Consider the following 13,998-nt stretch of genomic DNA (forward strand, 5'->3'; position numbering starts at 1 on the left):
GGAAATGCTCTAACTACGGCGTACTGACAGGATTTTACAATGAGCGAACTGACCGCACTCACCATTGCCGAAGCGCGCGACAAGCTGAAGGCCAAGGCCATCACCGCGACCGAACTGACCGACGCCTATCTGGGCGCTATCGATTCAGCCAATGGCGCCATTAACGCCTATATTGCCGTGACCGCCGATCAGGCCCGTGAAATGGCCAAGGCTTCCGACGAGCGCATCGCCAGCGGCAAGGCGGGCGCGCTCGAAGGCATCCCGCTCGGTGTCAAGGATCTGTTCGCCACCAAGGGTGTGCACACGCAGGCCTGCTCGCATATTCTCGATGGCTTCAAGCCTGAATATGAATCGACCGCCACCGCCAATCTCTGGAATGACGGCGCAGTCATGCTGGGCAAGCTCAACATGGACGAATTCGCCATGGGTTCGTCCAATGAAAGCTCCTATTACGGCCCGGTCAAGAATCCGTGGCGCGCGAAAGGCTCCAATGCCGATCTCGTGCCGGGCGGCTCATCGGGTGGCTCGGCTGCGGCTGTTGCGGCGCATCTTTGCGCGGGCGCGACCGCAACCGACACGGGCGGTTCGATCCGCCAGCCGGCAGCTTTCACCGGCACGGTTGGCGTCAAGCCGACCTATGGCCGTGTATCGCGCTGGGGAATTGTTGCTTACGCTTCCTCGCTCGATCAGGCGGGACCGATCGCGCGCGACGTGCGCGATGCCGCCATATTGCTTAAATCGATGGCCTCGCTCGACCTGAAGGATTCGACCTCCGTCGATCTGCCGGTGCCGGATTACGAGGCGGCGATCGGCAAATCCATGAAGGGCATGAAAATCGGTATTCCCAGGGAATATCGCATGGACGGAATGCCCGATGAAATCGAGCAGCTTTGGCAGAAGGGCATTGAGTATCTGAAAGATGCAGGTGCCGAGATTGTCGATATTTCGCTGCCGCATACCAAATATGCGCTTGGCGCTTATTATATTATTTCGCCTGCTGAAGCATCGTCGAACCTCGCCCGTTACGATGGCGTGCGCTATGGCCTGCGCGTGCCCGGCAAGGATATTGCCGACATGTACGAGCAGACCCGTGCAGCCGGGTTCGGTCAGGAAGTCAAGCGCCGTATCATGATCGGCACCTATGTGCTCTCGGCCGGTTATTACGACGCCTATTATCTGCGCGCGCAGAAAGTGCGTACGCTGATCAAGAAGGATTTTGACGATGCCTATGCGCAGGGCATTCAGGCGATCCTGACGCCTGCGACGCCTTCGGCGGCTTTCGGCCTTGCCGACGAGGAACTCGCCAACGATCCGGTGAAGATGTATCTCAACGACATTTTCACCGTCACCGTGAATATGGCCGGACTTCCGGGCATCGCGGTTCCCGCCGGTCTCAACGCGCAGGGCCTGCCGCTGGGCTTGCAGCTTATCGGACGTCCCTTTGAGGAGGAGACGCTGTTTCAGGCAGCAAGCGCCATCGAAAAGGCCGCTGGCCGGTTTACGCCGCTCAAATGGTGGTAAACCACACTCGATTGAATAAGTTGCTAGTGTAGCTTTGAAACCGAAATTCGCTACACTAGCGAAATCGCTTGAGCGCGAAACCGTCGAGCTTGTGCCGGGGTTGTCTGTTTTCCACCAGATCGGCGACTACCAGCCCCATCCCCGGCCCGATCCCGAACCCATGGCCGCTCATGCCGGTTGCAATCGTCACCCCGCCAATAGGCGCATGATCGACAATCGGGAGCATGTCCGGCATGGTATCGATCATGCCCGCCCAGGTCGATTTCACGCGTGGCTTCTCGATATTCGGAAATGTGCTTGCGAAGAATTCCAGCACCCGGTCAAGCTCTTTCCTCCCTGGCTCGGGATTTAGAATCCGGCAGCGCTCAAACGGGGTGATCTCGTCTGCTTTCCACTTGCGGCTCGTGCTCCAGGCATCCGGATAGTTCTTCGGAGCGGCGAGCTTGAAACGCGTGCTGGCAAACTCCTCGCGCAATTGTGGAAGATAAGACACGAAATTACGAAACGCGTCCGGCCCGATGAAGAAATCATGGTTTGACCAGGGCGTCAGGGTATAGCCGCCATCCGCGCGTCTGCGAAATGCAATGCGCTCGTCGCCAGCGGCTGCATTGAAGAACTCCGCCATGGGTTCTGTGCGGATCACCGATGAAACGACGGAAAGCTGCGGAATGCGTATGCCGTGCGCAGCCAGAAACAGCGAGCTCCATGCGCCAGCGGCCACGACCACGCGTTCGCATCTGACCATGCCCTTTTCAGTGATGACGCCCTGCACGCGACCGCCTGCGACGTCGAGCGTGCGAACCGCACAATCTTCGCGGATGATGACGCCATCCTCCACCGCAGCTTCGGCAAGGGTGGGAACGGTGACGAATGGTTCTGCCATGGCATCCGACGGGGTTGTCATGGCTCCGATCCACGCGGTCGAATCAGGCACCAGTGATCGGGTTTCGCGTTGGGACAGCATGCGGGTATCGACGCCGAATTCCCGCGCGCCTTCCAGCCATTGTTCAAATTCAGCCAGACTTGCCTCGTTTCGCGCAAGATAGGTGATGCCTGCCTGCCGGAATCCTATTCTTTCGCGAAGCCTGTCACTGAGGCTTTTCCATATGGGGATAGTCTCCATCATGATCGGCAGTTCGGCATATTCGCGGCCCTGTTGGCGCACCCATCCCCAGTTTCGGCTGGATTGCTCTCCTGCAATCCGCCCTTTTTCACAAATGAGGACTTTTACCCCGCGTTTCGCCAGTTCCCATGCCGTCATGACCCCGATAATCCCGCCGCCGATGATGGTGACATCGACAGATTCGGGAAGGATTCCGGTGAACTGGGCGGGAATATTCATATGGATCGGAAATGTGGACATGGGTGATTAAAATCTCGCTCAATCGGTGAGGCAGGCACGACCTGCGGTCTTTTGTACTGTATCGGAAGGGAGGTTTATAAGGGTTAACCCCAATATCACGGCCCTGTCTGCTTGCTTATATATCACTCACGATAAGCAAATCGGGAGGATTTGCTGGACTGGCGATGCGTGCATCTTGATGGATCGATCTTAGTTCTCATTTGACACGCTTCACGGCTCCTGCTTCCTTTCGAAATGGCTAAGCGTTTGACGCTTCTGGCAGGTATGCGGCCCAAATATGCGATTCGGGCCCGCATGTGGCCGGACTTTTGCAGCCAGCGTCTGGCGTGGAGGCCTCATGCAGAATTGAGAGGATCCACTATGTCCAAGAAGAAATGCGCCATCATCGGTTCGGGCAATATTGGCACGGACCTGATGATCAAAGTCATGCGTACGTCGAAAAATATCGAGATGGGCGCCATGGTCGGCATCGATCCGAATTCAGATGGGCTTGCACGCGCGGCCCGGCTCGGCGTTCCGGTGACCCATGAAGGCATTCACGGCCTCATGCGCATGCCGGAATATCGCGATATTGATGTCGTATTCGATGCTACTTCCGCCAAGGCGCACCTCGTCAATGATGAATTGCTGCGCAAGGATGGCAAGAAAGTCATCGATCTTACTCCTGCCGCCATCGGCCCCTTCACCATTCCCGCTATCAACGGCGATGCCAATATCGACGAGCCGAATGTCAATATGGTGACATGCGGCGGTCAGGCGACCATCCCCATGGTCTATGCCGTCAAGCGCGCGACCGAGCGCGTTTTCTACGGCGAGATCGTCGCTTCGATCTCGTCGCGTTCCGCAGGCCCCGGCACGCGCGCCAATATTGACGAGTTTACCGAAACCACATCCAACGCGATCCAGAAACTGGGCGGCGCGGAACGCGGCAAGGCGATCATCATTCTCAATCCGGCCGAACCGCCGCTTATCATGCGCGACACGGTTTTCGTGCTGTCGCAGGGCGGAAGCCGCGAGGCCATCGAGGCTTCCATCGAGGACATGGTCAAGACCGTGCAGGCCTATGTGCCCGGCTATCGTCTGAAGCAGAAGGTCCAGTTCGAAACGATCGGCGACAATGCGCCTGTGCGGGTTCCGGGAATTGGCCCGGTTTCCGGTCTCAAGACTACCATTCTGCTTGAGGTCGAGGGTGCCGCCCATTATCTCCCGGCCTATGCAGGCAATCTCGACATCATGACATCTGCCGCCCTGATCACCGCCGATCACTGGGCAGCGAAAGCTCTTGCGAAGGAGGCTGCATAATGGCCCGGACCAATCCCGATAAGCTCTATGTGCAGGATGTAACCCTGCGTGACGGCATGCATTCCATTCGCCATCAATATACGCTCGACGAGGTGGTCAAGATCGCCCGCGCGCTGGATGCAGCCAAGGTTGATGCCATCGAAATCACCCATGGCGACGGTCTTGCCGGGTCCACTTTCAATTATGGCTTCGGACTGCATGACGATGTGGAATGGATCGGCGCGGTTGCTGATGCTTGCGATCATGCGCGCGTCACGGTGCTGCTTATTCCGGGCATTGGCACGGTCCACGATCTCAAGGAAGCCTATAAGGCGGGCGCGCGTTCTGTGCGCGTGGCAACCCATTGCACCGAAGCGGACGTTTCGCGCCAGCATATCGAGGTTGCGCGTGAAATGGGCATGGACACGGTCGGCTTTTTGATGATGGCGCATATGGCGGAGCCTGAAAAGCTCGCCGAACAGGCCAGGCTCATGGAAAGCTATGGCGCGGAATGCGTCTATGTCACCGATTCCGCAGGCGCTTTGCTGCCAGAACAATATAATACACGCGTAACCGCATTGCGCGATGCGCTGCGCCCCGAAACGGAAGTCGGCGTTCATACCCACCACAATCTGACGCTTGGCGTCGCCAATGCGGTGGCCGGTATCGAGGCGGGTGCCGTGCGCGTGGATGCGTCGCTTGCGGGCATGGGGGCAGGAGCGGGCAATGCGCCGCTCGAAGCGCTCATTGCCGTCCTCAATCGCAAGGGTATCGACACGGGCTGCGATCTTTCGGCCCTCATGGATGCCGCTGACGATCTCGTGCGGCCATTGCAGGACCGTCCGGTCCGGGTGGACCGCGAAAGTCTTTCGCTCGGCTATGCGGGCGTTTATTCGAGCTTCCTGCGTCATGCGGAGAATGCCTCGAAACTCTATGGCGTTGATACGCGTGAAATTCTCATGGAACTGGGCAAGCGCCGCATGGTCGGCGGCCAGGAAGACATGATCATCGACGTTGCGCTGGACATACTCAAAAACAAAGCGGCGTAAGCAAAAAACTGCGCCTTCCCATCGGAGGAAGTGAAATGACCGTCTCGGAAGGCGTGGCTTTGCCGCGCGTAGAAAAGGACACCCTCGTCACGGAACGAGATCGCCGTCGCGCTCTTATCGGCAGCGCGGTTGGCAGCACCATCGAATGGTATGACTATTTCCTGTATGGAACCATGTCGGCCATCGTTTTCGGCAAGCTGTTTTTCCCAGCGGATGATCCGGTGACCAGCCAGTTGCTGGCATTGGCATCATTTGCGCTCGCCTTTCTGATCCGTCCTATCGGCGGTATTCTGTTCAGCCATATCGGCGACCGCATCGGGCGCAAGAAAACCCTGGTCATCACTCTCTCGATCATGGGTATTTCCACGGTGCTGATCGGTCTCATGCCGACCTATGCCATGATCGGCATATGGGCGCCGATTATTCTGACCCTTCTGCGTCTGCTGCAAGGTCTGGCTCTGGGTGGCGAATGGGGCGGCGGACTTTTGCTTGCCGTCGAATATTCGCCTCGCAACAAGCGTGGCTTCTATGGTGCGGTGCCGCAGACCGGCGCGCTTTTCGGTCTGGCGCTGGGCAATCTTGCCACGTCCGGCCTTGCCCTTGGCTTCAGCGAAGAAGCGTTCCTCTCCTATGGCTGGCGTATACCGTTCGTTCTGTCGTTCGTGCTGGTCGCGGTCGGCATGTGGATCCGCAACAAGGTTGACGAAACGCCTTCCTTCCGTCGCGTTGCCCAGTCCAACACGGCCAAGAAGGTGCCGCTGCTTGAGACCCTGAGCAAGCACTGGCGTGCCGTTCTGATCGTGATTGGTGCGAAGTTTATCGAAACGTCGACATTCTTCCTCTTTGCCACATTCACCATCTCCTATCTGGTCGGCCTGGGTTATGCCCGCGTGGATGCGCTTAATGCCGTTCTGGTCGCCGCTATCGTCGCCGTTCCCGTCATGCTGTATTTCGGCAGCCTTTCGGACCGCATCGGCCGCAAGAAGGTGTTCATGCTGGGTACGGTCGTGATGATGGCTTACATCCTGCCTTATTTCTGGCTGCTCAATCAGGGCTCGTGGTTCGTTGCCATGCTCGCAGTCGTTATAGGCTTTGGCATTATCTGGTCCACCTACGGTTCGGTACTCGGCACATTCTTCGCCGAAAGCTTCCCCGCAGATGTGCGCTATACCGGTGTGTCGCTCGGCTATCAGGTGGGCGCTGCCATCGTCGGCGGTCCGCTGCCGCTGATCGCAACCGCACTCCTTGCCAAATATGATGGCAGCTACCTGCCTATCGGTCTGTTCATCATCGCCTGCGGCATCATCTCGCTGATCGCGGTCGCCTTCACGACCGACAGAAGCGGCCAGCAACTGGACGACTGATATTCCCTTGATCAAGGAGCCGGCTCAGGCCGGCTTCTTTTTTGCGCATTATTATAGGAAAGCATCTGGCGGATGAGTTCGGCCACATTTGCCACTTCCATTTTTTCCATGACGTGGCTGCGGTGGGCTTCGACCGTCTTGATGCTGATATTCATCAGGTCCGCGATCTGCTTGTTCAATTTGCCCGCGACGATATAGTCGAGCACTTCCTTCTCCCGCTGTGTCAGGCTTTCATATCTGCGCAAAAAGTCCCCGGACTGCTTGCGGCGCTCTGAAATCTCCCGCGCGCGCGCCAGGCAGAATGCAATGCGCTGCAACACGTAATCGTCATCCAGCGGCTTTTCGATGAAATCGACAACACCGTCGCGAAAGGCCGTGACGGCCATTGGCACGTCGCCATGCCCTGTGACGATGATGGTCGGAAGATCGACGCCGAGGGCCAGCATATGCCGATGCAGTTCAAGGCCGTTCATACCCGACATGCGCATATCGGCTATGACACAGCCGGACAGGCCGGCGGACAAGTTCTGCTGCACGAAATCCAGAAATGCCTCTGCCGACGTGAATGAGCGCACGGGATAATTGCTCGATTCAAGCAGCCAGCCGAGCGAATCGCGAAATGCTTCATCGTCATCAATGACATAGACGGTTTCGTTCATGCGGTGCTTTCTGAAGACGTGCGGCTGGCGGGCAAGGAGAAATGGAAGGCTGTGCCGCCTTCGGGATTGGCCTCGCACCAGAGCTGTCCGCCATGAAATTCCATGATCGTGCGGCATATATTAAGGCCGACCCCCATGCCTTCGGCTTTGGTCGTATAAAATGGATCGAATATTTTCTGAAGATCGGCTTCGGCAATTCCCTGTCCGAAATCGCGGACCGTCGTTTCCACCCATCGCCCGCCTGCAACCGCCCTGGAAGAAATCACGATGTCCCGCCGTGGAGGGGGCATTGTGCTTGTTGCTTCTATGGCGTTGCGCAAGAGGTTGAACACGACCTGCTCGATCATCACGCGATCGGCGAGAACGGGCGGGAGAAAGCCTGCAATTTCCATTTTGATGCGGAAGCCCCGCCTGCGCGACTCTATCTCGGCAATCAGCGCGGTTTCCTCAATAATTTCGTGCAGTTCAAGCGGTTTGAGGGTCGGCTCGCTCCGGCGAAGAAAATTGCGTATCCGCGATACGATGCCGGATGCACGCTGGGCCTGACGGGCAGCTTTTTTCATGGCGTCGAGCAGGGCTGCCCTGTCGTCCGTTCCGGCTTCCAGCCGCCGCACCGAACCCATGCAATAATTGCTGACGGCAGCAAGGGGCTGGTTGAGTTCATGCGCAAGGCTGACGGCCATTTCGCCCATTGAAACCAATCGGGCCGTCTGTTCCAGACGCAATGCGCTGTCGCGTTCAAGCGCAAGCATCGCCTCGCGGTCTGCCTGTGCCCTGGCTTCCTGCTCGCGCAGCTTTAGCTGGAGAACCTCGAATTCCCGCCCCGTTTTCTTGAAAATTTCGACCGCCCTTGCAATATCCCCGATTTCATCGTGACGGTGCTGGTCCTCGACTGTGAAATCATATTTGCGGCGCGTCAGTTGCCCGATAACGGCGGTAAGACGCCCAAGCGGCTGCGTTATGCTGCGCGCAAGAAGAACGAGAAGCGCGATGATGGCCAGAGCGATCGCCGCAAACAGGCCGCCCGCGCGCATGACAACGCTTGTCGTCTCGCGCTCGACATCATCGAGATAAATGCCTGTGGCAACAAACCAGCGCCATGGTTCGAACGGGCGCACATAGGCAAGTTTCTCCGCTGTGAAACCTGTATTGGGCTTGGTGAATTCATAGCGCACCACGCCGCCGCCAGCCTTGGCTGTTTCAGCTTGCATCTTCACATAATAGCGGCCTTCTGAATCGACCAGACCGGAGGCGTCGGTGCCTTCCAGTTCGGGTCGAATGGGCAGAAGGACGGAATTGCCGTCAAAATCGTCGATAAAGAAATATTCGTCATTGGCATAACGCAGCCTGCGCAGCGTTTCGACCGCATTGTTTCTGGCCGCATCTTCGCTGATCTCACCGGCTTTATAGCGATCATATTCTCCCTGAATTATGTCGCGCGCCACTTCGGTCATGTTGCGAACCATCGCGACACGATCTTCGATCATCTGCGAACGCAATGCATGAATGGTAACGACAGCCATGACAAGCAGGCCAACGAAACTGACGACGCTCGACAGGAGCAGTTTGGACCGGATACCCAATTTGATTTCGCTTCGATGAATGTGACGCCAGCGGCGCGGATTGTATTTTGTGCCTCAAAGGCGGCCACCGCCGCAACCTGTTTTCCAGTCATGGCGGATCGGAGCAAATTATTGATAGCTGTTGCAGCCTTTCGTCAAGATGCTACTCATGACGCGTCAGCATGGCTCCGCCGCCGGGGCTTGAAGCGAAATATCGGTGCAAGCAGTGAGATAAACAGTGTTGAAAATCAGCGGCCTGATCATTGTATCCGTCATCGCGATACTGGTCGTAGCCCACATCGTCTTCAGGCCGCCGTCTCTTGAAGGGCGATCTGTGACGCAGGCCGTCAAGGCCTCTCCCGAGACAATGCTTGGGCGGATCGCACTTGAGCCCGCAGCGCTGGATAAGGGCGATAGCGGCGTCTTGCCCCTGCTCGACGGGCCGGATGCTTTTGCTGCGCGTGTGGCGGTGATCCGTGCGGCGGAGGTTGCTCTTGATGTCCAGTATTATATCTGGCAGCGCGATGCGACAGGCTTGATGCTGATGGATGAGCTGCGCATGGCGGCGGAGCGCGGTGTGCGGATTCGCCTTTTGCTCGACGATAACGGCATCAGCGGCCTCGATGACGACCTTGCGGCACTGGATGCTTTGCCCAATGTGGAAGTCCGGCTGTTTAACCCGTTTATTCTTCGAAGCTTTAAACCGCTCGGCTTTACGTTTGATTTCGTGCGTTTAAACCGGCGGATGCATAACAAGTCGCTGACCGCTGATGGTGCAGTCAGCATTCTGGGCGGTCGCAATATTGGCGATATTTATTTCGGTTTCGGCCCGGGGCTTCAATTCATCGACAGCGACGTCATGGTGGTGGGGCGGGCGGCTGCGGATATAGGACTGGATTTCGACCGCTATTGGCAAAGCCGCTCTGCCCATCCCATCGACCGCATCGTGAAAACTCAAGGCTTGCTCGATGTGCTGATGAGCGATGCCCGGCAGGCCGGGCAGTCCGCGGAAGGGCAAGCCTATATCGAACGGCTGCGCAGTTCCAATATCGTCACCCGGATCGAGGCAGGACAACTGGCCTTCGAATGGACCAAGGTCACGCTGGTCAGCGATGATCCGGCCAAGGGCATGGGCGAGGCCCGGATTCGCGATATGCTTTTTCCGCAACTCATGGCGCTTACTGCGGCGCCATCGCATTCGGTTGATGTGGTTTCCGCCTATTTCGTTCCCGGCAGGCTGTTTTCGGAAAGGATCGAACGACTTGCGGAGCAAGGTGTGCGGGTGCGCATTTTGACCAATTCGCAGGCGGCGACCGATGTGTTCGTGGTGCATAGCGCCTATGTAAAATACCGGCCGGACCTGCTGCGCTCGGGCGTTGAGCTTTATGAACTCAAACCCGCTTTCTCGATACGCGATGAACCCGAAACACAGGGCTTTGCGCGAACCTCGCGCGCAAGCCTTCACTCGAAGACCTTGGCCATTGACGGCAAGCGGATTTTCATCGGCTCGTTCAATTTCGACAAGCGCTCTTTATTGCTCAATACCGAGATGGGCGTCCTCATCGAAAGCCCCGATATGGCCAGCGCTCTTGCCGCTGCATTTTCGAGCAGCTTTCCCTTTGTGAGCTATACGCCACGACTGAACGATACAGACAAGCTGATATGGGACGAGGCAGCAGCGAATGGAACGAACATCCACCACGAGCTTGAGCCGGGAACGAGCCTTGGCTCGCGGTTGCTTTTATGGTTCCTCGGCCTGCTTCCAATCGAATGGCTGCTTTGAAGGGAAGAAGTCTGGAAGAGCGGTTTTACTCGTCTCTTCTATTGCCAGATGCGCGTTCAGGCTGGCCCAAGAAAAATATGGGTTTCGGATTTGGCAACGCCTTCCATGGCGCGGATACCGGTAATAAGGCGGTGAAACTCGTTCATATCCGCAACCTCGATCTCGGCAATCAGGTCCCATGCGCCATTCGTCGTGTTGACGGCTGAAAAGCTCGGATTCTTGCGCAGCATCGAAATCACGCTTTTGATGGAGCGTCCCGTCAGTTCGATCATCATTATGCCGCGTATCATGTCCGAACTGCCATGGTCGCGCAGCCGGACGGTAAAGCCCGCAATGACCCCGGAGGCAATCAGCCGTTCCATACGGTTTTGTACTGTGCCGCGTGCAACGCCCAGAATACTCGCCAGGGTGGGAATTGATGCACGCGCATTAACGCGCAATTCGGATATGAGGCGCTGATCGAGGTCGTCCATGCTGTTCCTTTGACGATTTAGTCAGATAAATAGCGTTTATCGCAAATTGTTGCGCTTTTTTATACATAAATGGCGTTTTCGTTAGGTCTTTTCTTGGCTAGTTGGGGAATTCAAACGCTTGAACAGCGCCCGATTGTAATGCACAAGGCAAGGCGATGAGGGAGGACAGGTCATGACATCCACCAATCAATGGGATCCCACGCAACGGGTGCGCGAACTTTCCTGCCGGATGGTACGCTGGCCGAGCGAGACGGGAACGCCGGATGAAGCCGCTTTCGCGCCTAAGCTTGTGGAGCTTCTGCGTACAATTCCCTATTTCAGGGACAATCCGGACAATATAGCGCTCATCGACAGTCACGGCTCTCCGCTCACCAGGAATGTCGTTGCGCTGGTGCGCGGGACAGGGCGGCGCACACTGGCTCTGGCTGGCCATTATGACGTGGTGGAGACGACCAATTTCCGCGATCTCAAACATCTCGCATTTGAACCGGATGCATTGCTGGAGGCCCTGCTGGCCGATCTGACCAGCCGTCCGCTTGCGGAAAACGAAGAAAAGGCGCTCGCTGACTTCCAAAGCGGCGACTATCTGCCCGGACGCGGCATGCTGGATATGAAGAGCGGCGTGGCGGCGGGCATTGCCGTGCTTGAACGTTTTGCCCAGCTTCCCGAGCGCGAGGGCAATCTGGTCCTGTTTATCACGCCCGACGAGGAACGCGGATCACGCGGCATGCGCAGCCTGCGTGATGCATTGCCGGAACTGATGGAAAGCTGGGGCCTTGATATTGTGGCGGGCATCAATCTGGATGCGACAAGCGATCAGGGTGACGGCTCCGAAGGCCGCGCCATTTATCGCGGCACAATCGGCAAGCAATTGCCCTTCGCTTTCATTATCGGCCAATCTTCCCATGCCAGCTACCCCTTCGAGGGCATCAGCGCGCATCGGATCGCTTCGGAGATCATGCGTGCCGTTGAGGCCAATACCGCACTTTGCGACCGGGGCGAGGGGAATGTGTCGCCGCCGCCGGTCTGCCTTGAAGCCCGCGATTTTCGCGGCGGTTATGAGGTGACGACGCCGGAGCGCGCATGGATCGCCTTCAACTGGCTTACCCATTCGCTTTCGCCCACGGCCCTGTTCGCCCGATTTACGGAGATTATCGGCAGCGCGCTCGAAGACGCGATTGCGCAATTCAATGCCAATGCGCGCACTTATGCGCAGCTTACGGGAGAAAAGTTTCTCGCCGGCCATAAGGGCCGGGTGATTAGCGTTGCGCAATTGCGTGAAATCGTGCGTGAAACCGGCGGCGAAGAAGCATTGCAGCGCATCGCGGAATTGGAAGCGAAGCTTTCGATAAGCGATAATCCCTTGCTGATAACCCGCGAACTGGTTGAGCAGATGGTGTCGGACGCACGACTGACCGGACCGATGGTGGTTGTCGGTTTTGGCAGCCTCGTCTATCCGCATGTGAATATGAGCAATGAGACACCGCTTGAGTGCGATTTCGCAAAAGCGCTGGAAGATGCCCGCATTCAGATTGAAGAACGCTGTCGTACCACGATCAAATATCGCGAAATCTTCGCGGGCATATCGGATATGAGCTTTTTCGGCCATGTGCCCGATGAAAGAGACAGCGAGATTATTGCGGGCAACACACCGGCGGCGCAGTTCATCGACAAGGCCAATCCGAATGCCTTGTCTTATCCGGTGGTCAATATCGGCCCTTGGGGGCGCGAATATCACCAGAGGCTGGAACGCGTCCATGCGCCTTATGCTTTCAGCATATTGCCGCAATTTCTCGATGAAATCGCCAGACGCCTTTTGCGGGACAAATAAATATAGCGGTAGCATTTCATCCGGGAGCGGGTCAGACTCCCGGATAAGACGTTTTCTATCGTTCGGAGAATTCCAGAAGCGTGCCGCTCGCATTTTCCGGCAGAATAGCAATGCCGTTTTGCGTCTTTATATAGGGCACGCCGTTTGCATCCAGCGATGTGCGGGCTTTCTCCAGCGCGCTTACGCGGAGGCGAAGGACCGCAAAGGCGTTTGCGGGTGTCGCCGGGAAATCGACGCCGGGATAGGTTTCCGCAGCCTGCTGTGGCGTCAGCACGATGAGATCGGCAGAATGCGCGCCGGTCGTGACTTTCCAGCTACCGTCATCCTGTGCCTGCGCCTTTCCATCCCTGTAAAGCCGCGCAAAACCTCTTGCCGTCGTTTCCGGATCGGACGACAAGGCAAAGATTGCTGAAAGCGCATTGGCGCCATTGGCGTGTTCGAGCAATTCAGGCAGCCAGACCGTATCGCGGGTCTTGTGCTGGCACATGAACACCATGCCTTGCGGCACTTCGCTCTCGGCATAGGCCACAGTCTCGAAGGCTGCCACGCCTTCGCCGCCATTGGGCAATTGCACGGGACGCGAAAAAGCGCCTACGCTGCCTGTTTCGATGCCAAGCTCGGCGAGTTCTGCCTTGGCCTGCTGGGCATTGTCGATGCGGCAGGCAATGGCATGAAGCCCTTGTCCCTGTGCCGCGAGCTTCTTGCGCTGGTGCAGATTGCCCTCGGTTTCGGCCACGATGCCCAGAAGCTCGAAATAATCTTCCGGGAACATGATCGTATAATTACCCGTTCCCTTTTCCTTGCTGTGCAGGCCGCGCGGACTCAGCGTAAAGCCGAAACGGCGATATTGGGCAGCACTTTCTTCAAGATCGTCAACAAGAAGAAAAACATGATCGACGCCTTTAACTGGATGGGACATAGGCAGCTTCCTTTTCGTGCGGTGAGAGATATTATTTCTTCGAGGGCAAGGCTGACAAGCCGATGCCTGCTTTGCAACCTGACCGATAATTGCGCCCGACAGGCGTGCTACCTGAAGAAAATCGGCTTTTCTTCAGGTGGCCCTTTGGAGTATTTTTCCAATATTGGGACTAATATTAGTTTATATTAACATG

11 protein-coding genes are annotated in these 13,998 nt (G+C 57.0%); 6 read left to right on the top strand and 5 right to left on the bottom strand.

From position 1 onward, the window contains the following. Positions 1 to 39: 39 nt before the first annotated feature. Positions 40 to 1,521 (top strand): Asp-tRNA(Asn)/Glu-tRNA(Gln) amidotransferase subunit GatA, encoded by a 1,482-nt coding sequence (gatA, locus tag DKP76_RS05535; protein WP_109705452.1) that lies wholly within the window; start codon positions 40 to 42, stop codon positions 1,519 to 1,521. A gap of 55 nt (positions 1,522 to 1,576) precedes the next feature. Here the strand turns inward: gatA and DKP76_RS05540 are convergent, their stop codons facing one another. Next, a complete protein-coding gene (locus tag DKP76_RS05540) occupies positions 1,577 to 2,884 on the bottom strand; it encodes an NAD(P)/FAD-dependent oxidoreductase (RefSeq protein ID WP_199224755.1) in 1,308 nt (435 codons plus the stop codon). 360 nt (positions 2,885 to 3,244) lie between these two features. On the opposite strand from DKP76_RS05540, the gene DKP76_RS05545 reads away from it, so the two are divergent. The 3 genes from DKP76_RS05545 to DKP76_RS05555 are packed head-to-tail and all read left to right on the top strand — an operon-like array spanning position 3,245 to position 6,578. After that, positions 3,245 to 4,186 (top strand): acetaldehyde dehydrogenase (acetylating), encoded by a 942-nt coding sequence (locus DKP76_RS05545; RefSeq protein ID WP_109705453.1) that lies wholly within the window; start codon positions 3,245 to 3,247, stop codon positions 4,184 to 4,186. Next, positions 4,186 to 5,214 carry a 4-hydroxy-2-oxovalerate aldolase gene (gene dmpG, locus DKP76_RS05550; RefSeq protein WP_109705454.1) on the top strand — a complete coding sequence of 343 codons (1,029 nt, stop codon included), beginning with the start codon at positions 4,186 to 4,188 and terminating at the stop codon, positions 5,212 to 5,214. Before DKP76_RS05545 ends, dmpG begins: the two co-directional genes overlap by 1 nt. 35 nt (positions 5,215 to 5,249) lie before the next feature. Further along, entirely contained in the window at positions 5,250 to 6,578 is a 1,329-nt protein-coding gene (locus DKP76_RS05555; protein WP_109705455.1) for an MFS transporter, read from the top strand. Between the two features lie 11 nt (positions 6,579 to 6,589). Here DKP76_RS05555 and DKP76_RS05560 read toward each other — a convergent pair whose 3' ends face one another. Both DKP76_RS05560 and DKP76_RS05565 read right to left on the bottom strand, forming a co-directional pair. Continuing rightward, complete coding sequence (locus tag DKP76_RS05560; RefSeq protein WP_109705456.1) at positions 6,590 to 7,237, bottom strand: response regulator transcription factor; 648 nt, start codon at positions 7,235 to 7,237, stop codon at positions 6,590 to 6,592. After that, a complete protein-coding gene (locus DKP76_RS05565) occupies positions 7,234 to 8,820 on the bottom strand; it encodes a cache domain-containing protein (protein ID WP_109705457.1) in 1,587 nt (528 codons plus the stop codon). Before DKP76_RS05565 ends, DKP76_RS05560 begins: the two co-directional genes overlap by 4 nt. Positions 8,821 to 9,037: 217 nt before the next feature. Between DKP76_RS05565 and DKP76_RS05570 the strand changes: the two genes are divergently transcribed. Next, positions 9,038 to 10,582, top strand: a complete 1,545-nt coding sequence (locus tag DKP76_RS05570; RefSeq protein WP_109705458.1) for a phospholipase D family protein — start codon at positions 9,038 to 9,040, stop codon at positions 10,580 to 10,582. Between the two features lie 56 nt (positions 10,583 to 10,638). Here DKP76_RS05570 and DKP76_RS05575 read toward each other — a convergent pair whose 3' ends face one another. Continuing rightward, positions 10,639 to 11,055, bottom strand: a complete 417-nt coding sequence (locus DKP76_RS05575; RefSeq protein ID WP_109705459.1) for an Lrp/AsnC family transcriptional regulator — start codon at positions 11,053 to 11,055, stop codon at positions 10,639 to 10,641. A 172-nt stretch (positions 11,056 to 11,227) separates the two neighbouring features. Between DKP76_RS05575 and DKP76_RS05580 the strand changes: the two genes are divergently transcribed. Then, entirely contained in the window at positions 11,228 to 12,886 is a 1,659-nt protein-coding gene (locus DKP76_RS05580) for a M20/M25/M40 family metallo-hydrolase (protein WP_245410148.1), read from the top strand. A gap of 55 nt (positions 12,887 to 12,941) precedes the next feature. On the opposite strand, the gene DKP76_RS05585 is transcribed toward DKP76_RS05580, so the two are convergent. Then, positions 12,942 to 13,805 carry a VOC family protein gene (locus tag DKP76_RS05585; RefSeq protein ID WP_109705460.1) on the bottom strand — a complete coding sequence of 288 codons (864 nt, stop codon included), beginning with the start codon at positions 13,803 to 13,805 and terminating at the stop codon, positions 12,942 to 12,944. Positions 13,806 to 13,998: the final 193 nt, after the last annotated feature.

This window comes from Falsochrobactrum shanghaiense, assembly GCF_003149535.1.
Taxonomy (GTDB): domain Bacteria; phylum Pseudomonadota; class Alphaproteobacteria; order Rhizobiales; family Rhizobiaceae; genus Brucella; species Brucella shanghaiense.